This is a genomic window from Streptomyces sp. NPDC001108 (assembly GCF_053598535.1).
This window is the reverse complement of record NZ_JBSFKL010000008.1, coordinates 83,445-108,594: the sequence shown is the minus strand read 5'-3', so window position 1 is coordinate 108,594 and position 25,150 is coordinate 83,445. Positions and strand designations below refer to the sequence as shown.

Sequence of the window (25,150 nt, the reverse complement as noted above, 5' to 3'; positions counted from 1 at the left end):
GTCAACTCCCGCGGACGGTGGAGTGGGGGTCGGCGACGGCCACGGCCATGTCGACGACGAAGGTGATCAGCAGCGCGGCCGCCCCGTAGACCAGCACCACGCCCTGGACCAGCGGATAGTCCTTCTCGGTGATCGCCTGGACGATCGTGGTGCCGAGGCCGGGCCAGGCGAAGACGTACTCGACCAGAACGGTCCCGGCGAGCAGCGAGCCGAGGATCAGACCGCCCAGGGTGAGCGAGGAGGCCAGCAGGTTGGGCAGCGCGTGCCGCAGATAGCGCAGCCGGGCCGGGAGCCGCTTCGCCCGCGCGGTCCGCATGTAGTCCTCGCCGAGCACCCGCAGCGTCTCCACGCGGACGATGCGCGACAGCGAGGCCGCCGGTACGACGGTCAGGGCCAGCACCGGCAGTACGTAGGAGTCCGGACCGCCCCGCGAGGCGACCGGGAAGAGCGGCCAGGCCACCGCGAACGCCGCGACCAGGCCCACCGCCAGCAGGAACTCCGGCACCGCGCCCAGGAGTCCGGTGACCCCGGTGAAGGCGAGTTCGCCGCGCCGCCGGCGGCCGTCCCTGGTCAGCACCGCGGCGGTCATGCCGACGGGCACGGCGATCAGCAGGATCAGTACGAACGCGGGGACGGCGATCTGCAAGGTGGCCGGGGACCGGCCGGAGATGATCTCGGACACCGGCATCTGGGCGCCGATCGACTCGCCCAGCCGGCCCTGGAGGAGGTTGCCGACGAAATCGGCGTACTGCTTCGGCAGCGACTGGTCCAGGCCCAGCGCCTGCCTGCGGGCCTGGACCAGGGCCGGGTCGGCGGTGGGGCCGAGAGCCGCCCGCACCGGGTCGCCCGGGATCAGATGGATCATCGCGAACGCGGCCGTTACCAGCGCCGCGAGCGAGACCAGCAGCCGCCAGGTGCGACGCAGGACGAATCCGGCCCAGGGGGCGCGGGCCTTCGCCGCCAGGGAGTCCGGGGTGACCGTCGCCATCAGTCGGCGCTCCGGCGCAGGGTGCTCGGGACGATGCCGTTGCCGTCCACCTCGAAGGTGACGCCCTTCGCGTAGTACCGGTTGGCCCTGCTGACGATCGGCGCGATGTCGACCCGCTTGACCAGGGCGGCCTCGGCGGCGTCCCACAGGGCGCAGCCGGTGGCGCCGGGTTTGGCGGCCGCCTCGGCGGCGAGCCGGCGGTAGTCGGGGTTGGCGACGGAACCGAAGTTGTTGCCCTTCGGCGGTGGCGGACCGTCGTAGAACTGGGTGAGCTGGTCCGGAAACGTGACTCCGACGGGCGCCCAGGCGATGTCCCAGTCGCCGCCGCCGAGGACGCCGACGATGCTGCCGGACCCGGTGGGTTTCGCCGTCGCCCGCACGCCGAAGGACGTCCACCGCTGGACGGCCAGCTCGACCGCCGAGGCCACCTGCGGGCCCAGGTTGGTCGCGTAGTCGAGCCCGATGGTGAGTGGCCTGCCGTCCTTGGCCCAGGTGCCGCCGCTCTTCGTCCAGCCGGCCTCGGTGAGTGCGGTGGCCGCCTTCGCCGGGTCGTGGGCGGGGAGGTTGCCGCCGACCGTGTCGCCGGTGCAGGGAGTGGGGGCGATCTCGCCCGTGCGGGTCGGTGTCCGCCCTTCCCGCCGGTGGCGACATCGCCCAGCTGCTTCAGGTCCAGTACGGAGACCAGGGCCTCGCGCACCGCGGGGTCGGCGGTCGGGCGGCCGGCCGCCTGGTTGAACATGAGCTGCCCGAACAGCGCCTCCAGACTCCGGTACTTCACCTTGGCGGCGTCCAGCCGGTCCTGGTCGGCGCCGTTGACGAGGGCGACATTGATCTGGCCCGCCATCAGGAGGTTGGCGGCGGTCGACTCGTTGGCCACCACCTTGACCACCACCTTGCCGGGCAGGCCCGCCCCGGTGGAGCCGCCGGGCCCCCAGTCGTATCCGTCCCGCTTGACGTAGGTGTAGTGGTCGCCCGGGACCGCTTCGGCGAGCCGGTAGGGGCCGCTGGCGTTGGTGGTCCGGGCCAGCGCGGCCGGCTTCGCCAGGCTCTCCTCGCACACCAGCGGCAGCAGCCGGGCCATCTCCACTAGGCAGTGTCTTCAAAATGTCACGCCCACATCAGGAGTGATGCGAGGGTGACGGCTGCCTCGTAGGACTCGGCGGTCTTGTCGTACCGGGTGGCGATCCCGCGCCACTGCTTCAAGCGGTTGAAGCACCGTTCCACGACGTTGCGGTGCTTGTAGGTCTCGCGGTCGAAGGCCGGCGGGCGGCCTCCGCGGCTGCCGCGCCGGGCCCGGTTGCGGACCTGGTCGGCTCGCTCGGGGATCGTGTGGGCGATGCCCCGACGGCGAAGCCAGGCGCGGATCGCTTTCGAGCTGTAGCCCTTGTCGCCCAGGACGTGATCGGGCCGGACGCGGGGCCGTCCCGGGCCGGTCCGGGGCACCCGGATCGCTTCCATCACGGCAGTGAACCGAGTGCAGTCGTTGGTGTTGCCGCCCGTGACGACGAAGCCGAGCGGACGGCCCTGGCCGTCGCAGGCCAGGTGGATCTTGCTGGTCAGGCCGCCTCTGGACCGGCCGAGGGCCGGGTCGCGGAGCCCCCTTTTCGGGCGCCGGCGGCATGCTGGTGAGCTCGGACGATCGTGGAATCGACCGACACCAGCCACTCGATGTCGCCCGCCGCGTCTGCCTTGCCCTGCGCGGCCCGCAGCATCCGGACGAACGTCCCGTCCGCCGCCCACCTGCGAAAACGCGTGTGCAGCGTGGCCCATGGACCATAGCGCTCGGGCACGTCCCGCCAGGCCGTACCGGTCCGAAACTTCCACACGATCCCGTTCAGGACCCTGCGGTCGTCCAGCCGCTTCCGCCCCCGCAAAGACTCGGGCAGCAACGGCCGGACGAACTCCCACTCAGCATCAGACAGTTCATGGCGACGTATCACGACACCATGATCCACTAGTGATGATCATTTGAAGACACTGCCTAGGAACGGTGCGGGCTTCGTGGTGGTGACGGTGACCGTCCGGGCCGCCGCGTCGGCCTTGGCGACGGCGGTCACGGGGACGGAGAGACCGAGCAGCGGCGACCGGTTCTTCGGGTCGGCGATGTGGTTGTACTCGGCGGCCACGTCCTCGGCGGTGAGCGCCGAACCGTCCTCGCAGGTGACCCCGGGACGGATGGTGAACGTCGCCGAGGTGGTCGTCGCGGACCACTTCTCGGCCACTCCCGGCACCGGCGAACCCTCGACGTCCAGGTGCACGAGGGTGTCGTACGCGAAGGAGTTCATCGCCAGCGCCGTGCTGGCCAGTGCCGTGGTGGGGCTGAGGCTGCCGGGATCACCCCCGACGGCCACCGTGACCGCCGACCCGTCACCGACGGACGTGCCGCCGCACGCGGTCGCGGTGCCGACCAGGCCGAGCACCGTGACGACCGCTGCCGCCGCCCGGCTCCCGCGGGCCCTTCCGTTCCTGGTCTCCGTGCCTGCGGTGCCGCCCATGGTCCACCTCCGAGGGAGCGGCACTCCGCCGCCGAGTGAGGGAACAGTAGGCAGCGCCGTACCGGCTCCGACTGGTCGCACCGCACGAAAAACCGGCCCCCCGATGGTGCGCCGCACCGAAGACGGACGCGGGGACCCGGTGGTCGGTGCTCCCGGGGACGCAGGATTCCCGGCCCACGGCAACACCGGACGCGGCGAGGCTTAACTGATCGTTTCAGAATGAAGTTCGTTGTGGGTCTTGGCGGTTGGGTGATGTGTCGGCAGGATCTGTTGGGTGTCTGCTGATCTTGTGCCTGATGACCTGTGGGAGCGTGTGGCCCCGCTGTTGCCTGCTCGTCCGCCGCGGCGGCATCGGTATCCCGGGCGGTTGCCGGCGGATGACTGGGCTGTGTTGCGGGGCATCGTTTACGTGCTGTGCAAGAGCGTGAGCTGGCGGGACGTTCCTGCCGAACAGGTCGGCTGCAGCGGTGTGACGGCCTGGCGTCGGCTGCGGGACTGGACCGAGGCCGGTGTCTGGCCGCAGCTGCACGAGGTACTGCTGGCCGAGCTGCGGGCCGCGGGCCTGCTGGACATGGACGACGCGGCAGTCGACGGCTCTCATGTCCGGGCCCTCGAAGGGGGGCTCACACCGGACCTTCGCCGGTCGACCGCGCCCGTCCGGGCGGCAAGCACCACCTGATCGTCGACCGGCACGGCACCTCGCTCGCCGTCTCGCTGACCAGCGGAAATCGTCACGACGTCACTCAGCTGATGCCGCTGCTGGACGCGATACCCCGCATCCGCGGGGTCCGCGGGCGGCCGAGGCACCGGCCGGGCCGGCTGTTCGCCGACCGTGGCTACGACTACGACAAGTACCGCCGCCTTCTCCGGGCCCGCGGCATCACACCGAAGATCGCCCGGAAAGGAACAGCCCACGGCTCCGGCCTGGGGAAGACCCGCTGGGTCGTCGAGCGCACATTCGCCTGGCTCCACCAGTTCAAGCGGCTCCGGATCCGCTACGAGATACGCGCCGACCTTCACCTTGGCCTACTCCAACTCGCCTGCAGCATCATCTGTTTGAGACGACTCCGAACTTCATTCTGAAACGATCAGTAAGGCCCCGCTCCGTGCGAATGACCGGCCCACGACCGCGCGGCACGTGTGTCGCCGCGTACGGGCCGACGAGGAGGGTCGGCGAAGGACCACGGGACGCCTCGTCGCGATCAGCCGGGCGGCCAACAATGTGATGCTGTACGGGACTTGGGTGGCCGACCGGTCGACATCAGGCCGTCACAAGCGGTGTTGGGGGCTTCGGAGGTGGCGTCCCGCTCGTGGATTCAGGACGGGAGCATGTCCATCATGACAGGTCAGCGCCGTTTTTCGTAGGACGGAACGCACAGTTCGCGAGCCTTGTCCGGTCCGTCCCCCAGCTCTCAGAATCTCCCTCGTACGTCATCCGGAGACAGGGGGAATGGTGACGATCGATCACGACGCGGTACTGCGGGCCCGTGTTCTGCTGCTGGGGTCCGGTCGGCCGAGTGGGGCCGAGCTGGTGGGTGCGTACCGGGTTCTGGCCGAGGTGAGTCCGAAGGCGTACCTGCCGAAGCTGGTCGATGCCCTGCTCGCGCTGCGGCGCCAGGGCTGGGATCCGAAGGTGGACCTCGCGCTGGCCGCCGAGGCGTCCCGGGCCGCGCGCAGGATGGAGGCCGGGGCGCCGAACCGGGCGGAGCGGTTGCGCCGGGCCCTGGATGCCCACCGGGCCTCCTTGTTCGCCCTCGGGCTCAGGGCGGAAGGGCGCGCGGTCTGTGAAGAACTGGCCGAGGCCGGCCGGAACGAGCCCCTGGCGAACGTTCTGGCCGAGGAGGGGAACTTCAGGGAGGCCGCGGAGCTGGACGAGAAGGCCGTCCGGAGCGGACTGTCGGAGCGCTCCGTCCGGAACATGGTCCGGTGGGCGGCGAACCTGGAGGGCGCCGGGTTGCACGACGCCGCATCGGCCGTCTTCCGCGAGCTCCTCGAGGGGACCCGGCGCAAGGTGGCCGAACAGCGCACCGCCCTGGCGATACTCACCTGGGAGCTGGTCCACTTCTCCCGGATGCGGGAGGCCGCCCGGGACGGCGCCGGGGCCGCGGCCGCCCGGCGAGAGGCACTGGGTGTCCTGGAGGAGCTCGCGACCAGGGGCGAGCCGGAGAACTGGAGTTGCATCCTCGATTGGTGGAAGACACTTTTCGTCCTGTCGGGGAGGGCGGCCGAACCCGCCGCGAGTCCCGAGTCCCCGATGCCGCCGTTCGGTACGGATACCGGATGGTCGCCTCACGTCCGGGACGGCTTTCTCGGCATGCTGCCGGGCCTGGAAGCGGAGGCGGCGGGACTGCGCGAGGACGGTCGGCTGCCCGAACTGGTCGATGTCCGGCGCAGGATCACCGTCCGCGCGGCCGTCCGCGAAGGCGGCCGCCCCCACCTGTTCGAGGAGCGGTTCACGCCGTACTTCGACGAGGGGGTGGCGCTTGCCCGCCGCCTGTCCGGTGATCGCGCACGCCTCGCCCGCGCCCTCATCGACCGGTCGATGTTCCTCGTCGCGGCACGATCCTTCGAACCCGCACGCGCCGACTTCGCCGAAGCGGTCGCCCTTCTCCAGGAGCGCTGACTGCGACGGGCGGAATCCCTCCCCGCGTCCCTGACATCCGCACACCGCGGGCCCCCGTCCCGTCCCGCCGCGCCGGGCAGGGCGGGGGCGCCCGGTTCAGTCCCGCACCGTGGCGAGCCAGTCGGTCAGCAGGTTGTTGACCTCGTCGGGGCGTTCCTGCTGGATCCAGTGGCCGCAGCCGTCCAGGATGTGGGAGGAGGACAGGGCGGGGAGGGTGGTGGGGTAGGCGTCGATGGCGTCGGCCATCCAGGTGGTGGAGGCGTCCAGCGCGCCGCCGACGAACAGGGCGGGCTGCTTGATCGGGGCTCCGCGGTACGGTGCGAGGTCCTCCCAGTCGCGGTCCATGTTGCGGTAGCGGTTGAGGGCGCCGGTCAGGCCGGTGCGCTCGAACTCCCCGGCGTAGAAGTCGAGGTCCGCCTCGCTCAGCCAGGCCGGTCGCGGGCCGGAGGGGAATCGGTCGCGCAGCCGGTGGCCCGGGGCGACGAAGTGCGGGTCGGGCTCGCCCTCGGCCGGCATGGTGTCGCCGGACACGGCCGCGTAGAAACCCGCGAGCCAGCCCCGGACGTCGGGCTCGATCTCGGCCTCGGCACGGCCGGGCTCCTGGAAGTAGGAGACGTAGAACTCCTGGTCGGGGCCACCGATTTGGCCGAACACGTCGGACGGCCGGGGGCCGCCGGGCGGTGCGTACGGAACGCTCAGCAGGCCGACCGCGCGGAAGACCTCGGGGTGGAGCAGGGCGGAGGCGGCGGCGATGTTGGCCCCCCAGTCGTGGCCGACGACCACCGCGCCCTCCTCGCCGAGGGCGCGCACGACGGCGACGTTGTCCTCGACCAGGTCGACCATGCGGTAGGCATCGGTCGCGGCGGGCCTGGAGGAGCGGCCGTAGCCCCGTACGTCGATGGCCACCGCCCGGTATCCGGCCGCGGCGAGGGCCGGGAGCTGGCGCCGCCAGGAGTACCACGACTCGGGGAAGCCGTGCACGAGCAGGACCAGCGGGCCAGTGCCCTGCTCCACCAGGTGCAGACGCCCGGCGGGGGCCTCGACGGTGCGGTGGCGAAGTGGGGCGGTCGGCTCGGACTTCATGGACGTCTCCTCGGTTCACCGGTGTCCGACAGGTACCCGTCGATCATGCGACGCGGCGGCCGCTCGGCGCGATCGGCGTTGCCATTCTGGCAAGCTTGCAGGACAGGACGGGCGACAGGGCCGCGCACAGGTACGGCGGATCGGGGGAACGGTGGCGGGCGACAGCGTGTCCCGGACAATGGCGGAGATGGGGCCCCGGCTGAGGGCGGTGCGTGAGCGCCGCGGCGTCACCCTCGCCGATGTCGGCCGCGCGACGGGCATCTCGCCCAGCACGCTGTCGCGGATCGAGACCGGTCGGCGCAAGCCCACCCTGGAGGTGGTGCTCCTGCTGGCGGAGGAGTACGGGGTCGCCCTGGACGAACTGACCGGCACCGCACCCGCCCCCGTCCCCAAGGCCGGGCCCCGCAGCGCACCGCCGCACGGCTCCGGCGACGGGAAAGCGGTGGTGCCGCTGACCCGGTACGTCGGCGGCCTGCACGCCCACAAACATGTCCTGCCCGCCGCCGCGGAGCCGCCCGGACGGCCCCGGCAGGTGTCCCACGAGGGCTTCGAGTGGCTGTGCGTCCTGTACGGACGGCTGTGGCTCGCACTGGGCGGCCAGGACCTCGTCCTGACGGCCGGGGACGTGGTGGAGTTCGACACCCGCACCCCCCACGGAGTCGCGAACGCCGGCCCCGACGGACCGGTGGAGTACCTGGTCATGTTCGGTCCGCAGGGAGAACGCCCGCGACCGCGCACCCCTCCGCCCGCCGGTCGCGGCACCGGTGACGGAAGCGCCGCCGACGCCGCTCAGCAGTCGTAACGGTGCGCCCACGGCATGTTCCGACCGTACGGCGGAGACGGACGCCGTCCTCGGACGGAGGGATGCGAGCGCCGGACGGTCGCATGCGGTCGGGTCGGGGCGGGCCGGACACTCCTGTGATGTTCCGCCGGAGTCAGGAAGCGGCCGCGCGCGCCGCCTCCAACTCGGCGACCAGCCGCGCGACCCGCTTGTTCCGGTTCTTCCCGAAGCTGTGGCCCGACAGCATGTACAGCTGGTCCGTCCCGCCGGAGGCCAGTACCAGCTCCGGGACGTCGGACCAGTAGATCGAGCCCTTCAGGACGGTCACCCGCACCTCCCGGATGTCCGCCCACGCGTGGGAGCGCGCATTGAGCAGCCCGGAGTACCGCAGTCCGTCCGGCCCGAAACGGACGCCGAACACCGGTGCCCGGAACGTCAGCACCACACCCGGAAAGCCCAGGGCGACGACCGGGATCAGACCGGCCACGTTCCTCGACGCGATCGTGCCCATCACCATCACGACGGCGACCGGAAGGCACGCACAGCCCATCAGGAAGTAGACGAGCGGCCAGAGACCCCGCCTTTTCCGCATTTCTGCCCCTCCCCGTTCCGGGCCACGCGGCGGTGGCCGGTGTCCGGGGCCGTGTGATCACCCGCGGACAGCTTACGAAGAACGGGCCGCACCGCCGGGGGCGGGTACCGGCGAGACCCGTCGTCCAGGGCGTTGTCGTGGCGGGTGAATCGACGGCGTCGGCCGCTCGACTCATCCGACCGGTGCGCCGGCCAGAACCTCCACCTTGCCGGTGTCGAGCGAGTAGTAGGCACCCACCACGGCGAGGGCGCCCTTCTTCACCAGCGGGGCCAGGTCCTGGTTGGATCGCAGATCGGCCGCGGTCAACGTGACCTGCGCGCGGGCCATGGTCTCCACCGGATTGGCGCCGCCCTCCCGGACGGCCTGTTCGTACGCGGGCCGCAGTGCCTCGGCGATCGCCTGCAGATTGCCGGGCAGCGGTTTGCCGTCACGAAGGGACGCGTACGCCGCCTTGACGGCGCCGCAGCGCTGATGCCCGAGGATCACGACGAGAGGGGTGCCGCTCGTCATGGGCCCGTACTCGACAGATCCGGTGACCACCGGGCCGACCGCCTCCCCACCGGTGCGCATCACATAGAGGTCACCCAGGCCGGTGTCGAAGAGGAGCTCGGGCGGCACCCGGGAGTCGATGCACGAGAGGACCGAGCCGAAGGGCTCCTGCTCCTGGGCCACGAGCTGACGCCGGTTCGGATCCCGGTCGGGGTGTTGAAGGTCTCCGCCGACCCAGCGCTTGTTGCCTTCCATCAGCCGTGCGAACGCCGTGGCGGGTGTGGTGGGCCGCGCTTCCGGCGAAGCGCCGGCCGCCGACGGGGTGGCCCTCGTCGATGAGCACCCCGCGAGCGCGACCACGGCGCCCGCGAGTCCGCCGGCGAGCAGCGATCTGCGTTCCGGGCGTCCGGTTCTGTCCATCGGCCGGTTCTCCTCGGTGTCGCTCGGACACGTCACTACGTGTCGACCGGGCCCATGGTCGAGCGGGGTGGTGGTGCCGTCGCAGCAGGCACGAGCGGGTGCGGGCCGGATTGCTCCGGACAGCCCACGGAAACCGGCCCGGGAGGCGGCACGGGCGGCTGCGGCACGTACGGGCACCTGACCGTCGCCGTGCCCACCCGGTCCCACCGGGCGGGCACGGCGACCCACCGGGCCCAGGGCACCCTGGTTCGCGGACGCGTAGCACGAGGGGACGGTGCGGCTGCCGGACCGCTTCCGTCGGTGCGTACGGGCGAGAAGGCGGGGCGTCAGATCGTGCCCCACATCCCCGCTGTTCCCCTCGAAGTCGCCCAGGTTGACAAAGCTCACCCGGTTCTCCCAGACGTCCCATGTCACATGCTTCCGGGCGCCCCAGTAGTACGTCTCGTAGCTCATGAGGTCGCCGTACGCCTCCTTCTCGTGCATTCGATCCGGTCGGCCGAACACCGTCAGGAACTCCTCGTACGAGGTCAGGTGCGCGAAGTGGGCCAGATGCGGGCCGCTGATCGCGATGCCGACCACCGATCCGGCGCGCACCTTGTAGTTGATCTGGTCGGTGCCGTAGAGGAATCCGTCCGACCGGACGACGTCGTCGACGACCTCGTCCAGGGTCAGTCTCCGCCCATCGGCGGCGTAGTACTCGCCTTCGGCGTCGGTCCCCCCGCGATACCGGACGACGACGGAGGACATGCCGCCCACAAGGCGCCGCCGTGGAACGACGGAGGCCGGAGCCCCGAGGGCAATGCCGTTCACCTCGATGCCGGAGAGGTCGAGGCTGGGCCAGGACAGCAGGTCCAGGTCTTCGAGGATCTCGATCATCGTCGGAGTCTAGAAGCACCGATCGGCGCCCCTGATCCTGGCGGCCCTCGTCCGCACCGGGGTCACCGCCCGGCCCGGGGTTCTCCGGGAGCGGCCGTCCTCACCAGACCGCGGGCAGATGAAGCGGGCTGCGGCTGATGGTGCCGCGCCGCCACACGACGGAGTCGGTGGTGACGGCGAGGCGCAGGGCGGGCAGCCGGCGGGCGAGGCGGTGGAGGGCGAGCTGGAGTTCGGCGCGGGCGAGCCAGGTCCCCAGGCAGTAGTGCCGACCCGCGCCGAAGACGAGCGAGGGCTTCGGCAAGGGGGTGAACAGATTGTCGTGGGGGCTGCCCGGAAAGGCCGCCGGGTCGCGGTTGGCGGCGATCCGGTCGGTCGTGACGAGGTCACCGGCGCGGATCGTCGCACCGCCGAGCCGGACGTCGGCGGTGGCGGCGAGGAGGCGGCCGGAGCCTTCCTCGTGGTCGTTGAGGGGAATCAGGTGGAGCAGGCGCTCGGTCAGGACCTCGGCGGACCGCTCGTCGGCGGCCAGCCGGGCCCAGGCCGCGGGCTGTTCGGTCAGCAGATAGAGCAGGGCGTTGCTGAGCATGGTCATGGTGGTGTCATGACCGCCGACCACCATGGTGGCGATCAGATTGACCAGCGCGGCCTCGGGGATGCCGCCCTCGCCGTCGGCCGCCCGGACGACGCAGCTGACCACGTCGTCGCCGGGCGCGTCGCGCCGTTCGGTGATCAGCGAGGCGGCGAACGCCGTCAGTTCGTCCCGGGAACGGTCGCCCGCTTCCTTCGTCACGGAGGGGCCGGCGAAGGCGTGTTCGGCCCAGATGAGCAGGCGCTCGGTGGGGACGCCTTCCACGGCCAGCAGCCGGTGGATCACCATGCAGGGCAGGGGCAGTGCGAAATCGGTGACGAGATCGGCGGGCGGCCCCTGCTTGGTGAGGCCGTCGAGCAGATGGTCGACGACCTCCGCCACCCACGGTCGCATGTGCTCGACCGAGCGCGGAGTGAAGGCCCGGCCCACCGCGCGCCGCAGGCGCAGGTGCGCGTCGCCGTCCTGCTGGCCGATGGCTTCGCGGCTGTCCAGCAGGCTGGGGCTGTCCACGACGGACGGCGTGCCGGGCTCATGGACCGGTGAGCGCCCGAAACGGGGATCGGTGAGTACCTGGTGCACGTCGTCGTACCGGGTGACGAGCCAGACGGGCGCGCCGTTCGGCAGTTCGACGAGCCGGGGCGGCCCGGGCGTCGGGAATTCCACCCGATGCAGGGGGACGGTACGGGGAACGGGCACGGTGTTTCTCCTGGTTCCTGCTGCAACGACGGCCCGGAACAGCCGGGCTCACCTCACATCAGGCAAACGACACCACCCTGATGAGGTCATGCTGGAACTCCCGAGGAGTGACCGCGAGGGTGTCCGGTGCCCAGCACCCCCATGTCACGCACGGGGGCGGTCCCGCGTGCCCGCGGAAGGCGGGGACACCCCATCGGAGCCGCATCTCTCGGCTGCGGCACCCCGGGGATGTCCCGGGAGGTGGCACGGACGGCTTTCGACGATCGGGTGCGGGGCACGTCGACACTGACCCTTCACCCGACTGCTTCCGCGTGGCTCGGGCTTCGGGCGGCGAGCCGGTCCCGGTGGCCGCGCATGGCTTCCTCGCACCAGGCGGCGAAGGCGGGATCGCACAACCGGTCCCGGAACCGGCCGATTCCGATCCAGCGCAGTACGGCCCCGGCCCGGTCCAGTCGGAAATAGGTCTCGCCCGGCCCGGTGGTGCCGGCTTCCGGTTCGCCGGGCGGTTCGGGCGACCAGCCCAGAGCGGTGACGGTGTCGATGGAACGAAGGCTTCCGAGGACGCCCGGCATGCCGCGGGCCCGCCTGGTCAGATCGAGGTGCTCCACCTGCACCGGTCCGGTGTCGTCCGTCGCGTTCAGGGATGTGGTGAGGTCACCGCCGGTCTGCCCGGCGCGGCCCAGGACGATCTTCTCCTGCATCAGGACCCTGCCGGTTCCGTGCAGCCGGATCCGGGCGTCGCGGTGGGTGGCGATCCCGTCCGAGACCACGAACGGCTTTCCCGCCCAGGTCAGGACCGCTCCGTCGCCCACGGTGGCGTCGATCGTCCACGACGACGGTGCGTCGCCCTCGTACGCGACCGTGCCGGTTGTCTCCACCACGTCGAGCCAGGCGCCGGGGGCGACGTCCACCTCGATGCGGACGTCGTCGCCGGACAGCAGCAGCGCCTGCGTGGCGAGCAGGCCCACCCGGGCACCATGGGCGTCCTGATCCATGATGCGCGCCGTCAGATGCCCGGTCGTGCGGTGGACGCGGCTGCGACTCCCCGTGCGGACGACGCTCAGACGGGTCGGTCCGGTCACGCGTTCTGTCCCGCATGCGCCGGATCCTGGCCGTGCACGTGGGTGTGCGGGCGGGGTTCCACGCCCTCCTGCCCGGCGTGGAAGTGCGTGGCCATGGGGCCCGGGTCGACCGGGGTGTGCTCGCCGGTGCGGTAGCGCGCGAGGGCGTCGCGGACCCAGTCGGTCAGTAGCCGGACGGACGATTCGTCGTGCCGGGACAGTGCGACCACAGGGGAACCCCGCCGGGCCTCGCGCCCTTCGCGCGTCATGCGTTCGACGTCCACGCCGACGTGTTCGCCCAGGTCGGTCTTGTTGATCACGAGCAGGTCGGCGCGGGCGATGCCGGGACCGCCCTTGCGGACGACGTCACCGCCGCCCGCGACGTCCAGGACGAACAACTGGGCGTCCACCAGGGCCGGGGAGAAGGTCGCGGTGAGGTTGTCGCCGCCGGACTCGATGACGACCAGGTCCAGCGGGCCGAAGTCGGCCTCCAGGTCCTCGGCCGCCAGCAGGTTGGCCGTCACGTCGTCGCGGATCGCCGTGTGGGGACACGCGCCCGTCTCCACCGGGCGGATCCGTTCGGGGTCCAGAACCCCGGCGCTCCTGAGGAAGCGCGCGTCCTCGTCGGTGTAGATGTCGTTCGTGATGACGCCCAGGCGCAGTTCGTCGGAGAGCGCCCGGCACAACGTCGCGATGAGCGAGCTCTTACCGGTGCCGACGGGACCGGCGACGCCCAGGCGCATGGCACGGGTGGGGGCAGTGGTGTTCTCAGGCACTGAAGAGCCTCTCTGTGGTGGTGTCGTGGGTCTCGGCCCAGCGCTCGATGAGGGGAGCGCCCTGGGCGGGGATCTGTTCGGGGAGGCGGAGAGGGGCGACCTCGGCGGCCATCTCGTCGATCTCGGGGAGGAGTTGGCTCACCCACGCGGTGATCAGCAGCGGGTCCTGCGGTTCGAGTTTGAGCAGGGCCGCCGTCACGGTCTGGGCGTCGTCGTACCCGACCAGGCGGGCCAGGTCGGCCGGGTCCATCCCGGCGCGGTGGGTGAGCAGACCGAGCACGACGGGGCGCGACCAGGTGCGCGCGCGGGCGTCGACGGGGCCGGGCCAGAGCGTCTGCAGGACGCGGAGGTAGCCGCGTCCCAGACGTCGGCCGTTGGCCCTCAGCGCCTGGCTGGGGGTCCGCGCCGCCCAGGCGGCCTCGACATCGGCCAGGTCGCCGCCGCTCTCCGCGACCGCGCGGGCGACGACGGCGGTCCCCGCCTCCACACGGGTGACGGTGCGCAGCCTGGTGCGCAGATACGCGGGTACCTGGGCCGGCGCCGTGCCGGCCCGCAGCGCCGGTTCCAGCCCGGCGGACTGCGTGTGCCCGCCGGAGGGGAGCCGGGCATCGCCCAGCAGGGCGAGCAGGAGCGAGGAGGTGCTCACCGGGGACCTCAGAACAGCAGGTACCGCTGGGTGAGCGGCAGGCTCCTCGGCGGTTTCGGCTGGTCGAGTTCCCAGTAGCCGTTCAGGCTCTTGTGCCTGGTGAGGGCGTGTCCCTCCGACGGGTCGGCTTCCGGGATCTCCACCGCGATCTTGAAGGTGCCCGGATCGATGTCGATGCCGAAGCACTCACCGTTGAAGACCATGTCCGCCTTCCGGACCCCCTGGACGGGCTTCGCGCCCCTCAGTTCGCGCCGGAGGCCGAGAGTCTCCTTCAACGAGTCCTTGAACACGCCCTTGCCGCTCACCGTGTCGTACAGGTCGGGGCCGGAGGTGAGAACCTTCTCGGAGACGAACGAGTAGGACAGCCGGCAGGCGATCGCGGCAGCCATCGCGGGGCGCAGGAAGGTCGGCTGCGGGGTCGACACCGAACCGTTGGGATCACCCAGGTTGCCGATCACCATGGCACCGGCCTTGATGACCAACTCGGGCCGTACGGCGAAGAACCGAGGGTCCCACAGCACCAGGTCAGCGAGCTTGCCCACCGCCACGGAACCCACGTGCTCGTCGATGCCGTGGGCGAGGGCGGGGTTGATGGTGTACTTGGCCACGTAGCGCAGCGCCCGCGCGTTGTCGCCCTTCCCCCGGGTGGACCCGTAGAAGAAGTTCGCGTCCTTGAAGGTCGTGTGGCTCCACTCCTTCATGACGTGGGCGACCTGCCAGGTGCGGGTCACGACCTCGCCGATCCGGCCCATGGCCTGGGCGTCGGAGGAGGTGATGGAGATCGCGCCCATGTCGTGCAGCACGTCCTCGGCGAACATCGTCGTGGAGCGGATGCGGGAGTCGGCGAAAGCCTGGTCGTTCTTGTTCCTGAGGTCGAGGTGGTGGGCGGAGGCCAGCATGTCGATGTGCTCGGCCACCGTGTTCGCGGTGTAGGGGAGCGTCGGGTTCGTCGAGGCGGGCAGGACGTTCTCCACGGCGGCGACCCTGAGGATGTCCGGAGCGTGTCCGCCCCCGGCGCCCTCGGCGTGGAAGACGTGGACCCCGCGCCCGTCGATGGCGGCGAGGGTGGTCTCGACGAAGCCCGACTCGTTGAGGGAGTCGGCGTGCAGGGTGACTTGCAGCCCCCACTTCTCCCCGGCCTTCAGCGCGGCGTCCAGCGCTGCCGGAGTGGCTCCCCAGTCCTCGTGGATCTTGTAGCCGCCGGCGCCCGCGAGCGCCTGCTCGTCCAGACCCTGTTCGCCGACGGTGTTGCCCTTGGCCAGCAGCATCACGTTGACCGGCAGGTCGTCGAAGCTGCGGTGCAGGTTCACCAGGTGCTGCGGGCCGGGGGTCACGGTGGTCGCCTTGGATCCCTCGGAGGGGCCCACGCCGCCGCCGATCACTGTGGTGGTCCCGGTGGACAGGGCCTCCATGACGGCCGAGGGGGAGATGTAGTGCACATGAGTGTCGACGGCACCCGCGGTGAGGATCTTGCCCTCGCCGGAGATCACGTCCGTGGAAGGGCCGATCTCCAGGCCCGGGGTGACCCCGTCCATGACGTCGCTGTTGCCGGCCTTGCCGACCGCGACGATCTTGCCGCCCTTGATCCCGACGTCGGCACGCACGATGGAGTCGCCGTCGCCCCGCTCCAGAGCGGGGGCGACATCCAGAATGACCACGTTGGTGATCACGGTGTCGGGGGCGCCCTGCGCACTGGTGGCCGTCCCCTGCAGCATCGACTCGCGGATGGTCTTGCCGCCGCCGAAGATCGCCTCGTCCCCACCGAACGTCAGGTCCTCGGTGACCTCGATCCAGAGGTTGGTGTCGCCCAGGCGGACCTGGTCGCCCACGGTCGGGCCGTAGGACTTCGCGTACTGCTCACGGGTGATGTTCGCCATTGCGTTCCTTCAGCTGGTGTACGAGGGCCCGGTCAGTCGAGAGCGACGTCGTCGGCCGGCTTGTCCTTGCGCAGGCCCGGCACTTGTCGTCTCCCGCCGATGGGCACGACCTCGATCGCCTCGCTCGGCGCGTTCTCGGGGCTGAACCGCATGGAGTCCCCGGGAGCGATGTCGAGGCGGTGTCCCCAAGGCGCCTGCCCCGGCGTCTTCGACCGGTCGTACGCCAGCTCGCGGGCCGCCAGGATCTGCTCGGACCGCAGGAGCCGGGGATCGGTCAGAGCGGCCTCGGCCGCGGTGGCGGTGTCCAGGTCGGTGAAGAACAGCAGGTCCTCGTTGACATCGGCCAGATGGAAGTGCGAACCGATCTGGATGTCGCGGTCACCGACGTTGACCACGTAGACAAGGGCCTTCTCGCTCCGCGCGTTGAGCACATGCACCGCGTCCGGGTCCCTGACCCACACTCCTCCCACCTTGTACCGGGAGAAGTCGTGGGACCGGCCCGGGTCCAGGGACGAGGGCGGTACGGGGTCCGGCTCGTGACAGGTATGGGCCGAGTGGCAGGGGCACGTACCCGGACACGCGACCGGCGTGGTCACCGGAGGCTTCGGGGCCAGCGGCTGGAAGTAGGGCATGTTCGACCTCAGCGGAGGGGAGCGGGCAGCGGGGCGGTCTTCGGCGGACGGATCGGGTCGTAGAGGGTGACGAGCTTGCGCCCGTCGGGGAAGGTCGCCTCGACCTGGAGGATGTCGAGCATCTCGGGCACGCCCTCCATGACGTCGTCGGTCGTCAGGACGCTCTCGCCCCGGCCCTGGGTGTCGCCCTTCCGCTGCTCCAGCGGAACGTCGGGGTCGCTCATCATCTGGTCGACGGTGTAGTTGCCCGCCCGCGCCTCCTCGATGACCCAGCAACTGATGTAGGCCACCGCCTCGGGGTAGTTCAGCTTGATGCCGCGCTCCTTGCGGTAGCTGGCCAGCATCCCGGCCACGCTCAGCAGCAGCTTCTCCTGCTCTGAGGGAATCAGGTGCATCCGTGCTCCTCTGCGGTGATGAGGACGCCCCGGCCCCGGGAGGGACAGCGGCGCCACGCGGTCCCGGCCCGTGCCCGACCGTCCGGACGGCGCGTCCGCCGGGCTCGGCAGGTGCGTCCGGTCGGCGAATCGCCCGCAGGCAGGTGGCCCCCTTCGACAAGGGCCCGCGAGTCCCGAGCGCCGTCGCGTGCCCGGCAGTTGTCACATGGACGAGCGGGTGCGCCTGCGGACGTGGACCGCGCCTACGGGATCTCCCGTTTCCGGGAACGAACATGAGCCAGCGGCGCGAGCCGGATTCACCGGTTCGTCGGCCGAGCCACCCCGCGCCGCAGACGATCATCACGCCCAGGGCCGTCGTGCTGCCGCATAACCACAGAGTCGGCCCCGAACGGATGCCGAAGCGAGCGTTTGACCGAATCCGTCGCCCGCCGCAAGGAAGAGGAACCGCAAGGAAGAAGAACCGAGAAGAGGAACACGGACGAATGGAGAGCCGTGGAGCTGACCGCCATACCGCGCCCGCATGCTCACCAGCCCGTGGGAGAGGTACTGCGAGGCGGACGCGCGGCACGCAGGAGCGGACCCCGCGGCATGCTCGGGGCCCCCATCGGCAGCGGAGCCGGTCCTTACGCGGCCGGCAGGCCGTCGCGCCTGAGGAGCGGGAGGACCTGGTCCCGCACTGCTGGAGCGAGTCGGACATCCGGTTCGCCGCCGTCGATCCACCGCATGTCGGCCAGTTCGGCCGCCGGTCGCGGTGCCCCGCTGAGCCCCGCCATGAAGACCGTCAGCCGCATGGGCACCTTCTCCAGCGCGGCCACGGCTTCGACGTCGGCCAGGAACCGCGGCGCGACAGGGCGGACTCCGAGTTCCTCGTCGAGTTCCCGCGCCAGCGCTTCGGCCGCCGTCTCACCCGGGTCGGGCTTCCCGCCCGGAAGGTAGAACACCTCGGGTGCCGCCTTCTTGCTCACGACCAGCAGCCGTCCCTGCTCCACAACGGCCGCAGCCACGACGATCAGGGGTTCCTCCTGGGGGAGGACCGGACCGGCCTCCGTCCCACTCTGTTGCTCCATGCACGCGATTCTCGCAGCTCCGAGCCGGCGAACCCTTCACGGGCCCCGCCCGGCGGCCTCCACGGACACATCGGTGAAACACCTGGTGAGCAGGGGTTTCCGCTCGTGCCCCGTGGTCCCGGGAGGGGGGCACCGGGAGCGGCAGGTGCGGGCCCCTGCCCCACCGGCCCGTGCGCGGCCGACGGGGCAGGGGCAGCCCGGGGTCGGTTCAGCCGGTGATGGAGAAGAAGACCGATCCGTCTTCGGCCCACCACCAGGCGCCCTGGCCCTCGGCCCATTCCGAGTACCAGCTGTCGAGGGCCTTGATCAGCTCTTCCAGGTCGTACCGCAGGTCGGCGTCGATCCGGTCCAGCACCGCCCGGTACGCCTCCACCGCCGGTCCGGCCTTCGCCAGCGGCCAGTACCCGATCTCCGGAGAACCTTCCAGGGGGCTGGGCACGTGGAACCCGATCTCCGAGGGCGGACCGCTGTAGACGTACTGGTAGGGCAGCAGGTCCGGCTGGACGCCGACCGCGCCCAACGCGTCGTCCAGAGCGGAGAAGAGAGTGGAGGGGCTTCGGTAACTCGCCAGGGTGGTGGAGTCGGACGCGTTGTGGTCGATGATGATCTGGAGGGCCGCGTAGTAGGCGCTGCCGGCGTACTCCGCGGTGGAATCGGCCCGACCGGTGATCAGCTCGTCCAGCGCGTCCGGAACCGACAGCCCCCAGTCCACCTCCTGGGCATCGAGACTTTCCTGGCGTGCCCGCGCCCGCTCTCGCATCCTGCCCAGGAGCCGCGATTCCTCGTCGCTCAGGTCAAGGGCGGGCAGGAACCGCATGACTTCCCCGCGGTTCGCCATGGAGTAGTTGACTACTTTGCTCATGCGGCCACCCTGCCAAAGGCCACTGACATGCACAGCGCCCCGGGCCGTCCGCCCGAACCACCGCGAAGGACGAACCGCACCCGGCACTGCCGCGAATCGCGGACGCGCGTGGGGGCCAGCACCCGTGCCGGACTCGGGATCAGGCTTTCCTGACGACTGCGGACTTGAGCTGCATGGCCCCGAAGCCGTCGATCCGGCAGTCGATGTCGTGGCCGTCGACGCCGTCGATCAGGCGGATGCCGCGCACCTTGGTACCGGCCTTGATGCCCGACGGGCTGCCCTTGACCTTGAGGGCCTTGACGACGATCACGGCGTCACCGTCGTTCAGCACGTTGCCGACGGCGTCCTTGACGACCCGCCCCTCGGTGGCGTCCTCCGGTTCCCCGGACGCGGGCGGCCACTCGTGCCCGCATTCCGGGCAGACCAGGAGCGCGCCCATCTCATAGGTGTAGGCGCTGGAGCACTGGGGGCATGCGGGAAGGTTCTCGGTCACCGGCGCAGTATATTTCTGACTAGCGGAATTGCGAAAATTTGCAATTCATCACATGCTGTGGTGGCTGTGCCCGTAGGTAGCCGCGGGCACAGCGCACACGTGTGTCGAGGAGAGGTCCCAGAGGTCGTGTCGGTTCCGCTGTACCAGGCCAAGGCCGAGTTCTTCCGGATGCTGGGGCATCCGGTGCGGATCCGGGTACTGGAACTGCTCCAGGACGGGCCGATGCCGGTACGGGAACTGCTGGCGCGGATCGAGGTGGAGCCCTCGGCCCTGTCGCAGCAGCTCGCGGTGTTGCGCCGCTCCGGCATCGTGGCCTCCCGGCGGGAGGGGGCGACGGTGGTGTACGGACTCGCCGGCGGGGACGTCGCGGAGCTGCTGCGGGCCGCGCGCCGCATCCTGACCGAGATGCTGGCGGGTCGGCACCAACTGCTGGAGGAGCTGCGGGAAGCCGAGGCCACCGTCAAGTGAGCACCTCGATCGGCCGGGCCCTGGGCTCGGCACTCTCCCTGCTGCCCAGCCGTGCGGACCTGGTGGCGATGGGCCGCGACCCGCGCAGGGATCTGCTGGCCGGACTGACCGTGGCTATCGTCGCGCTGCCGCTCGCGCTCGGTTTCGGCGTCTCGTCCGGCCTCGGCGCCGAGGCCGGACTCGCGACCGCGGTGGTGGCCGGTGCGCTGGCGGCGGTCTTCGGCGGATCCAACCTTCAGGTGTCCGGGCCGACCGGCGCGATGACCGTGGTCCTGGTCCCGATCGTCGCTCAGTACGGCCCCGGTGGTGTGCTCACCGTCGGGCTGATCGCCGGGGCCATGCTGATCGCGCTCGCGCTGCTGCGGGCCGGGCGGTACATGGCCTACATCCCGGCCCCGGTGGTGGAGGGTTTCACCCTCGGCATCGCCTGTGTCATCGGGCTCCAGCAGGTCCCGAACGCGCTCGGGGTCGCCAAGCCGGACGGCGACAAGGTCCTGGTGGTCACCTGGCGCGCGGTCGAGGAGTTCGTCCGTGCCCCCGACTGGACCGCCCCCGCCCTCGCTCTCGGGGTGATGCTGGTGATGCTGCTCGGCGCGCGGTGGCGGCCGACGGTCCCGTTCTCGATCGTCGCGGTGATCGCCGCCACGGCCGTCGTGCAGCTCCTGCACCTCGCGGCCGCATCGATCGGCACCCTGCCCTCCGGCCTGCCCGCCCCCTCCATCGCCTTCCTGCACCCCGGAGCCCTCGGCCCACTGCTGGCCCCGGCGGTCGCGGTGGCCGCCCTCGCCGCCCTGGAATCGCTCCTCTCGGCCCAGGTCGCGGACGGCATGACGGTGGGGCAGAAGCACGACCCGGACAAGGAGCTGTTCGGGCAGGGCCTGGCGAACATCGCCGCCCCGCTGTTCGGCGGTGTCCCCGCGACCGGCGCCATCGCCCGCACCGCGGCCAACGTCCGTACCGGCGCATCCTCCCGGCTCGCCGCGCTCACCCACGCCGCCGTCCTCGCCGTCATCGTCTTCGCGGCCGCCCCGCTGGTCTCCAGGATTCCCCTCGCCGCCCTCGCGGGCGTGCTGCTGGCCACCGCGGTCCGCATGGTCGAGGTCGGCTCGCTGCGGGCGATGGCCAGGGCCACCCGCCCGGACGCGCTGATCCTCGTCCTGACCGCCTTCGCGACCCTCGCCCTCGACCTCGTGTACGCGGTGATCATCGGCCTGGCCGCAGCCGGGGCACTGGCGCTCCGGTCCGTCGCACGACAGGCCCGCATGGACGAGATCCCACTGGACCACGACGACCACAACGGCGAGGAACACGCGCTGCTCGCCGAGCACATCGTCGCCTACCGCCTCGACGGCCCGCTGTTCTTCGCCGCGGCCCACCGCTTCCTGCTGGAGCTCTCCGAGGTCGCCGACGTCCGCGTCGTCATCCTGCGCATGTCGCGGGTATCGACCATCGACGCCACCGGCGCCCTCGTCCTCAAGGACGCCGTCCAGAAACTGGACCGGTGCGGCATCACCGTACTGGCCTCCGGGATACGGCCCGAGCACCGGCAGGTCCTCGACTCGACCGGCACCCTCGCGCTGCTGTGCCCGGAGGGCCGTGAGTACGCCACCACGCCGGAAGCGATCGCCGGGGCCCGCGCCCGCCTGGAGGGCGACGGGCTCCTGCCGTCCCTTCCTTCCCAGCATTCTTCGCGTACCACCGTTCAGGAGCCCACCTGATGACCAGCCCCGTTCCCCGCCACCTGAGGGAGATCTCCGGCGCCGAGGCCCTGTGGCTGCTCGAAGGCGCCGACCAGGGACGCCTGGTGTACGTCCGGCGGGAGATCCCGGTCGTCCGTCCGGCGGTGCACCGCCTCGACCACGGCCGTCTGATCGTCCGGGCCCCGGTCCAGGCCGCCGCCCTGTCCGGACGCACCGTCCTCACCTACCAGGCCGACCGGATCAAGGAGGACGGCGGCACCGGCTGGACGGTCACCGTCACCGGTCCCGCCGACGTCGTCACCGACCCGGACGAGGCCGCCCACTACCGCAGGACGCTCCTCGGCTGGACCCACGGCCCGCACGACACGCTCCTGCGCATCCAGCCGCAGACGGTCGCCGGGTTCCGCCTCGCCCACCAGGGGATGTGATGGTTCCGCGGATCGAGAAACTCCCCTGGCGGCATGTGCTGACGGTGCCCGCCACGGGCCCGGCCGTCCGCATGGCCCGAGAAACCGCCGAGCTCGCCCTCACCGAATGGGGGGTGAGCCTGCACCACCCCACCGTCGGCCCGGCGCTCCTGATCCTGAGCGAACTCGTCACCAACAGCGTCCGGCACGCCGCCGACCGCTCACCGAACATCACGGTGGTCTACGCGGGAAGCAAGGACACGCTCGCCTTCGCCGTCCACGACCACCACCCCTACCGGCCCCCGTTGCACGACCCGGGCACGGGCGGGCTGGGCACCGTCATGGAACTCACCCTGGGACTCGGCGGCACCGCGGTCACCCGGCCCGACACCGACGGTACGGGAAAGAGCGTCTGGATCACCCTCCCCCTCTGAAACCGCCGAACCGGGGAAACCCGACCGCGACCACGACCGGATACCCGGACGGCGGCGCGGCGTACCGCTTCACCGGAGCCGTTGGCCGGACACCGGCCGGGGCGTCATGGGCTGCGCTGCCCGGGACGGCCGGTGGGTCGGTCGACATCGTCCTGGACACCGGCGGCGGCCCCCGTGCCCGACACCGCCCCGGACGTCCTCGCACGCTGTGAACTTCCCGGCGAGCACCTGCCGCGCGCGTCCGGCCCGGGGAAGGGCGACTACCTCGGAGGTAATGGCCCGCCACCACCCCCGCCCCGCATCCTGATGACGCGCCCCATCCCGCCTCGTCGCGAAGGAGCCCGCCCATGACCGCCTACGGTTTCGCCCACCTCCACAGCACCAGCACCCACCCCGACATCCGTACGTACCTGGAGCGCATCCAGGCCACCCTCGACCCGTTCGCGGGCCGCTTCGTGATCCACGGCCTTCCGGCGGAGGTGCTGGAGGGCGCCTGGCCGGGCGCGATGGTGCTCATCGAGTTCCCCAACCTGGCCGAGGCCCGCGCCTGGTACGACTCTCCCGCCTACCAGGACATCCTGCGGTTGCGCACCGACCATGTCACCGGTGACGTGGTTCTGGTCGAGGGCGTCGGCCCCGACTACGACCCGACCGCACGCGCCGCCAGGAGGTGACCAGCTGTCCCCGGCCCGGGAACGCCGAGGCTAGATTCTTCGCATGTCTTCGCATCTCAGTCATGGCGCGTCGGGAGCCCTGCGACGCTTCGCCGGATGGCTCGCTCAAGGATCGCTGGGCCATCCGATGCTGAAAGGAATCGATTACTGGGAGGAGCTGCGCGAGTCGCCCTCTCAGATGGAGATCTGCGTCGCGATCTTCGCCAACGTCCTCAAACTGGACGAGCAGGGCGAACCGCTCAATGAGAAGTACGCGGAACGCCGGGCCGCGGCCTGGATCTACCGATACTGCACCGGCGAACTGCCCCCGGGGGAGCCGGACATCGAGCCCTGGGAGTGCCAACTCCATTGACCACTACCGTGCGACGCCGTTCGAGAAACGGGTCCGTACGCTTCCGGCCCCAAGGAGAGCCAGCGTTCTGCCTACGCGACGACGGTGAGCCGGTGTGCGAGGTCGAGCAGGTCTGCCGGGCGTAGCACCCGTCCGTCGAATCCGGGGAGGGGGACGTGGAGGGGCTCGGTCCAGCGGGCGGGGATTGCGTCCAGGCCGTAGTACGCCCTGCGAGCCCCCCGGTCACCGCGGCGACGGTGTCCGTGTCACCGCCGAGGTCGATCGCCGCGCGTATCGCGTCCTCGAAGTCGGCGGTGGTCCGTAGCGCCCAGACGGCGGAGCCCAGGCAGGGCCAGACGGCACCGTTGAACTCGGTCGCCCGATCGGGATGCCAGTCGGGTGCCAGGACGGTGGCGTAGCGGCCGCGGTGGTCGGGGTGGACATGAGCCAGGATGTCCGGGAGTGCGTCGAGGGGGTCGACGCCTTCCCCTATGACGCGGATGAGTTCGTGGAAGATGGCGGTGCCTTCCCAGGCCGCGCGGTCGCCGTGGGTGAGGGCGGCGATGCGCCGGGCCGCGTCCATGGTGGCTTCCCGGCCGGCGGGCGCGAAGTGGACCGCGGCGGTCGATGCTCGCATCAGGGAGCCGTTCCCGGCCGCTCGTCGGTTGACCTGGAAATGGATCGCCGCGGCGAGATCCCAGGGCATGCCGCTGGTCAGGACGTCTTCGGTCTGCAGGCCGATGTCCTTGGGGCCCGAAGCCGCCCACCGCAGGAAGCGGGCGAAGACGTCCGGCAGATCCAGCCCGCCCCGTTCGAGCAGGGAATCCGCGACCAGGATGGCCATCTGCGTGTCGTCGGTCGCCTCGCCGGGGTCCCAACCGCCGCCTCCGCACATCTCGCCACCCGAGCCAGGGGCGGGGAACCGCGCGGAGAAGGCACCCTGGGGCCCGAACTCGAAGGGGCCGCCCAGCGCGTCACCCACCGCCGAGCCGACGATGACGCCGGCGGCCCACTGCATCCGATTCATCCGCGCAGGCTATCCGCGCCACGCGGCCCACCGCGGCCCTCCTGCCCGGCTGTTGGTCTGCCGTCATCTCCGGCCCGGGGGAGGGATCCGCAACGACGAGGGGCGGAGCTGTCGGAAGTGGGCACTACCGTGTACGGCCATGGCTGACATCTTTGAGCTCATGCTCACGCTGGATCTGCGCGACGAGCTGTCCGAGGACGAGCTCGTCGAGCTCCGATGGCACCTCGGGCTCGGCCCCGAACCGGAGACCCTTCACATCGTGACCGAGTTTCCTTCTTGGAACGAGGACGATGACGGCGTACTCGTCGTCGAGGACCATCCCCAGCCTCTTCTGGCTTGCCACGGCGAGGCGTTCAAGGTGGATGGCGCACTCGTCTCCGTCCTTCTGCGCAGAAAAGCCCCCCTGTACGGTGCATGGGCTCTGACCAGTCGGCAGGAGATCCACCCCGACCAGTTCGATCTCACAGGTGAGCTGCTCGGTTGGCTTGCGACCAAGGCCGGCGACTGTCATCGACGCTTCGACGGCAGTGTGGATCTGGGGTGGACCCGGTTTCACGAGTCGCGCCAGACAGAGCCGCTGGTCGTGCGTGACGGCGTCGTCAACTGGCCGTCGTAGCAATGATGGGCGGCACGACAGGCGCGAACCGTTCGGGCTCGACGCGGCAATC

The 25,150-nt window shown here is 71.0% G+C and carries 27 protein-coding genes and 2 pseudogenes; 10 read left to right on the top strand and 19 right to left on the bottom strand.

What is annotated here, in order from left to right; all coding sequences use genetic code 11:
- Position 1: 1 nt before the first annotated feature.
- From ACWC97_RS19520 to ACWC97_RS19500, 5 genes and pseudogenes are all read right to left on the bottom strand, one after another.
- Complete coding sequence (locus ACWC97_RS19520; RefSeq protein WP_450650534.1) at positions 2-988, bottom strand: ABC transporter permease; 987 nt, start codon at positions 986-988, stop codon at positions 2-4.
- Positions 988-1,416: a hypothetical protein gene (locus ACWC97_RS19515; protein WP_450650532.1), complete on the bottom strand. Its 429-nt coding sequence runs from the start codon at positions 1,414-1,416 to the stop codon at positions 988-990. Before ACWC97_RS19515 ends, ACWC97_RS19520 begins: the two co-directional genes overlap by 1 nt.
- A gap of 209 nt (positions 1,417-1,625) precedes the next feature.
- Positions 1,626-2,069: pseudogene (locus ACWC97_RS19510) on the bottom strand (ABC transporter substrate-binding protein); the annotation flags it as partial.
- A gap of 26 nt (positions 2,070-2,095) precedes the next feature.
- Positions 2,096-2,925 (bottom strand): IS5 family transposase gene (locus ACWC97_RS19505; RefSeq protein WP_450650753.1). Its coding sequence is split into 2 segments (ribosomal slippage): positions 2,096-2,581 and positions 2,584-2,925, totalling 828 coding nucleotides; the frame shifts between segments, so codons are not numbered across the junction.
- 27 nt (positions 2,926-2,952) lie between these two features.
- On the bottom strand, positions 2,953-3,483 hold the full coding sequence (locus ACWC97_RS19500) for an ABC transporter substrate-binding protein (protein ID WP_450650531.1): 531 nt from the start codon (positions 3,481-3,483) through the stop codon (positions 2,953-2,955).
- A gap of 274 nt (positions 3,484-3,757) precedes the next feature.
- Here ACWC97_RS19500 and ACWC97_RS19495 point away from each other — a divergent pair.
- Together ACWC97_RS19495 and ACWC97_RS19490 are read left to right on the top strand one after the other, a co-directional pair.
- Positions 3,758-4,566 (top strand): IS5 family transposase gene (locus ACWC97_RS19495; RefSeq protein WP_450650529.1). Its coding sequence is split into 2 segments (ribosomal slippage): positions 3,758-4,097 and positions 4,097-4,566, totalling 810 coding nucleotides; the frame shifts between segments, so codons are not numbered across the junction.
- Between the two features lie 367 nt (positions 4,567-4,933).
- The gene (locus ACWC97_RS19490) at positions 4,934-6,106 is read left to right on the top strand and encodes a hypothetical protein (protein WP_450650527.1); all 1,173 of its coding nucleotides are present in this window, start codon (positions 4,934-4,936) and stop codon (positions 6,104-6,106) included.
- Between the two features lie 96 nt (positions 6,107-6,202).
- Here the strand turns inward: ACWC97_RS19490 and ACWC97_RS19485 are convergent, their stop codons facing one another.
- Positions 6,203-7,189 (bottom strand): alpha/beta fold hydrolase, encoded by a 987-nt coding sequence (locus ACWC97_RS19485; protein ID WP_450650526.1) that lies wholly within the window; start codon positions 7,187-7,189, stop codon positions 6,203-6,205.
- 151 nt (positions 7,190-7,340) lie between these two features.
- On the opposite strand from ACWC97_RS19485, the gene ACWC97_RS19480 reads away from it, so the two are divergent.
- The gene (locus ACWC97_RS19480) at positions 7,341-7,991 is read left to right on the top strand and encodes a helix-turn-helix domain-containing protein (protein ID WP_450650524.1); all 651 of its coding nucleotides are present in this window, start codon (positions 7,341-7,343) and stop codon (positions 7,989-7,991) included.
- A 133-nt stretch (positions 7,992-8,124) separates the two neighbouring features.
- On the opposite strand, the gene ACWC97_RS19475 is transcribed toward ACWC97_RS19480, so the two are convergent.
- The 12 genes from ACWC97_RS19475 to ACWC97_RS19420 all read right to left on the bottom strand — a co-directional run bounded on the left by ACWC97_RS19475 (position 8,125) and on the right by ACWC97_RS19420 (position 19,441).
- Positions 8,125-8,562: a hypothetical protein gene (locus ACWC97_RS19475; protein WP_450650522.1), complete on the bottom strand. Its 438-nt coding sequence runs from the start codon at positions 8,560-8,562 to the stop codon at positions 8,125-8,127.
- A gap of 171 nt (positions 8,563-8,733) precedes the next feature.
- Complete coding sequence (locus ACWC97_RS19470) at positions 8,734-10,347, bottom strand: carbonic anhydrase (protein ID WP_450650520.1); 1,614 nt, start codon at positions 10,345-10,347, stop codon at positions 8,734-8,736.
- A gap of 100 nt (positions 10,348-10,447) precedes the next feature.
- Positions 10,448-11,599 (bottom strand): cytochrome P450, encoded by a 1,152-nt coding sequence (locus ACWC97_RS19465; protein WP_450650518.1) that lies wholly within the window; start codon positions 11,597-11,599, stop codon positions 10,448-10,450.
- A 326-nt stretch (positions 11,600-11,925) separates the two neighbouring features.
- Positions 11,926-12,714, bottom strand: coding sequence for an urease accessory protein UreD (locus tag ACWC97_RS19460; RefSeq protein ID WP_450650516.1), 789 nt, complete (start codon positions 12,712-12,714; stop codon positions 11,926-11,928).
- A complete protein-coding gene (gene ureG / locus ACWC97_RS19455; protein ID WP_450650751.1) occupies positions 12,711-13,436 on the bottom strand; it encodes an urease accessory protein UreG in 726 nt (241 codons plus the stop codon). Before ureG ends, ACWC97_RS19460 begins: the two co-directional genes overlap by 4 nt.
- 25 nt (positions 13,437-13,461) lie before the next feature.
- Positions 13,462-14,115: an urease accessory protein UreF gene (locus tag ACWC97_RS19450; protein WP_450650515.1), complete on the bottom strand. Its 654-nt coding sequence runs from the start codon at positions 14,113-14,115 to the stop codon at positions 13,462-13,464.
- Between the two features lie 8 nt (positions 14,116-14,123).
- Positions 14,124-15,992, bottom strand: coding sequence for an urease subunit alpha (gene ureC / locus ACWC97_RS19445; RefSeq protein ID WP_450650513.1), 1,869 nt, complete (start codon positions 15,990-15,992; stop codon positions 14,124-14,126).
- Positions 15,993-16,024: 32 nt separating this feature from the next.
- Positions 16,025-16,453 carry an urease subunit beta gene (locus tag ACWC97_RS19440; protein ID WP_352274453.1) on the bottom strand — a complete coding sequence of 143 codons (429 nt, stop codon included), beginning with the start codon at positions 16,451-16,453 and terminating at the stop codon, positions 16,025-16,027.
- A gap of 179 nt (positions 16,454-16,632) precedes the next feature.
- Positions 16,633-17,019 carry an urease subunit gamma gene (ureA, locus tag ACWC97_RS19435; protein ID WP_352274454.1) on the bottom strand — a complete coding sequence of 129 codons (387 nt, stop codon included), beginning with the start codon at positions 17,017-17,019 and terminating at the stop codon, positions 16,633-16,635.
- 623 nt (positions 17,020-17,642) lie between these two features.
- Complete coding sequence (locus ACWC97_RS19430; RefSeq protein ID WP_450650510.1) at positions 17,643-18,086, bottom strand: NUDIX hydrolase; 444 nt, start codon at positions 18,084-18,086, stop codon at positions 17,643-17,645.
- A 208-nt stretch (positions 18,087-18,294) separates the two neighbouring features.
- Positions 18,295-18,948: a DUF7691 family protein gene (locus tag ACWC97_RS19425; RefSeq protein WP_352274456.1), complete on the bottom strand. Its 654-nt coding sequence runs from the start codon at positions 18,946-18,948 to the stop codon at positions 18,295-18,297.
- Between the two features lie 139 nt (positions 18,949-19,087).
- On the bottom strand, positions 19,088-19,441 hold the full coding sequence (locus tag ACWC97_RS19420) for a zinc ribbon domain-containing protein YjdM (protein WP_352274457.1): 354 nt from the start codon (positions 19,439-19,441) through the stop codon (positions 19,088-19,090).
- A gap of 126 nt (positions 19,442-19,567) precedes the next feature.
- Here ACWC97_RS19420 and ACWC97_RS19415 point away from each other — a divergent pair, with 126 nt between their 5' ends.
- The 6 genes from ACWC97_RS19415 (at position 19,568) to ACWC97_RS19390 (ending at position 23,476) form a co-directional block, all read left to right on the top strand.
- Entirely contained in the window at positions 19,568-19,909 is a 342-nt protein-coding gene (locus ACWC97_RS19415) for an ArsR/SmtB family transcription factor (RefSeq protein WP_450650507.1), read from the top strand.
- A complete protein-coding gene (locus tag ACWC97_RS19410) occupies positions 19,906-21,627 on the top strand; it encodes a SulP family inorganic anion transporter (RefSeq protein ID WP_450650505.1) in 1,722 nt (573 codons plus the stop codon). The genes ACWC97_RS19415 and ACWC97_RS19410 overlap by 4 nt, the downstream gene beginning before the upstream one ends.
- The gene (locus ACWC97_RS19405; protein ID WP_352274459.1) at positions 21,627-22,037 is read left to right on the top strand and encodes a pyridoxamine 5'-phosphate oxidase family protein; all 411 of its coding nucleotides are present in this window, start codon (positions 21,627-21,629) and stop codon (positions 22,035-22,037) included. The genes ACWC97_RS19410 and ACWC97_RS19405 overlap by 1 nt, the downstream gene beginning before the upstream one ends.
- Complete coding sequence (locus tag ACWC97_RS19400; RefSeq protein WP_450650503.1) at positions 22,037-22,450, top strand: ATP-binding protein; 414 nt, start codon at positions 22,037-22,039, stop codon at positions 22,448-22,450. The genes ACWC97_RS19405 and ACWC97_RS19400 overlap by 1 nt, the downstream gene beginning before the upstream one ends.
- Before the next feature lie 347 nt (positions 22,451-22,797).
- On the top strand, positions 22,798-23,124 hold the full coding sequence (locus ACWC97_RS19395; RefSeq protein WP_352274461.1) for a DUF1330 domain-containing protein: 327 nt from the start codon (positions 22,798-22,800) through the stop codon (positions 23,122-23,124).
- A gap of 43 nt (positions 23,125-23,167) precedes the next feature.
- Positions 23,168-23,476 (top strand): DUF7677 family protein, encoded by a 309-nt coding sequence (locus ACWC97_RS19390; protein WP_450650501.1) that lies wholly within the window; start codon positions 23,168-23,170, stop codon positions 23,474-23,476.
- 71 nt (positions 23,477-23,547) lie between these two features.
- Here ACWC97_RS19390 and ACWC97_RS19385 read toward each other — a convergent pair.
- Positions 23,548-24,482 (bottom strand): annotated as a pseudogene (locus ACWC97_RS19385) (ADP-ribosylglycohydrolase family protein).
- A gap of 139 nt (positions 24,483-24,621) precedes the next feature.
- Between ACWC97_RS19385 and ACWC97_RS19380 the strand changes: the two are divergent.
- Entirely contained in the window at positions 24,622-25,098 is a 477-nt protein-coding gene (locus tag ACWC97_RS19380) for a hypothetical protein (protein ID WP_450650499.1), read from the top strand.
- Positions 25,099-25,150: the final 52 nt, after the last annotated feature.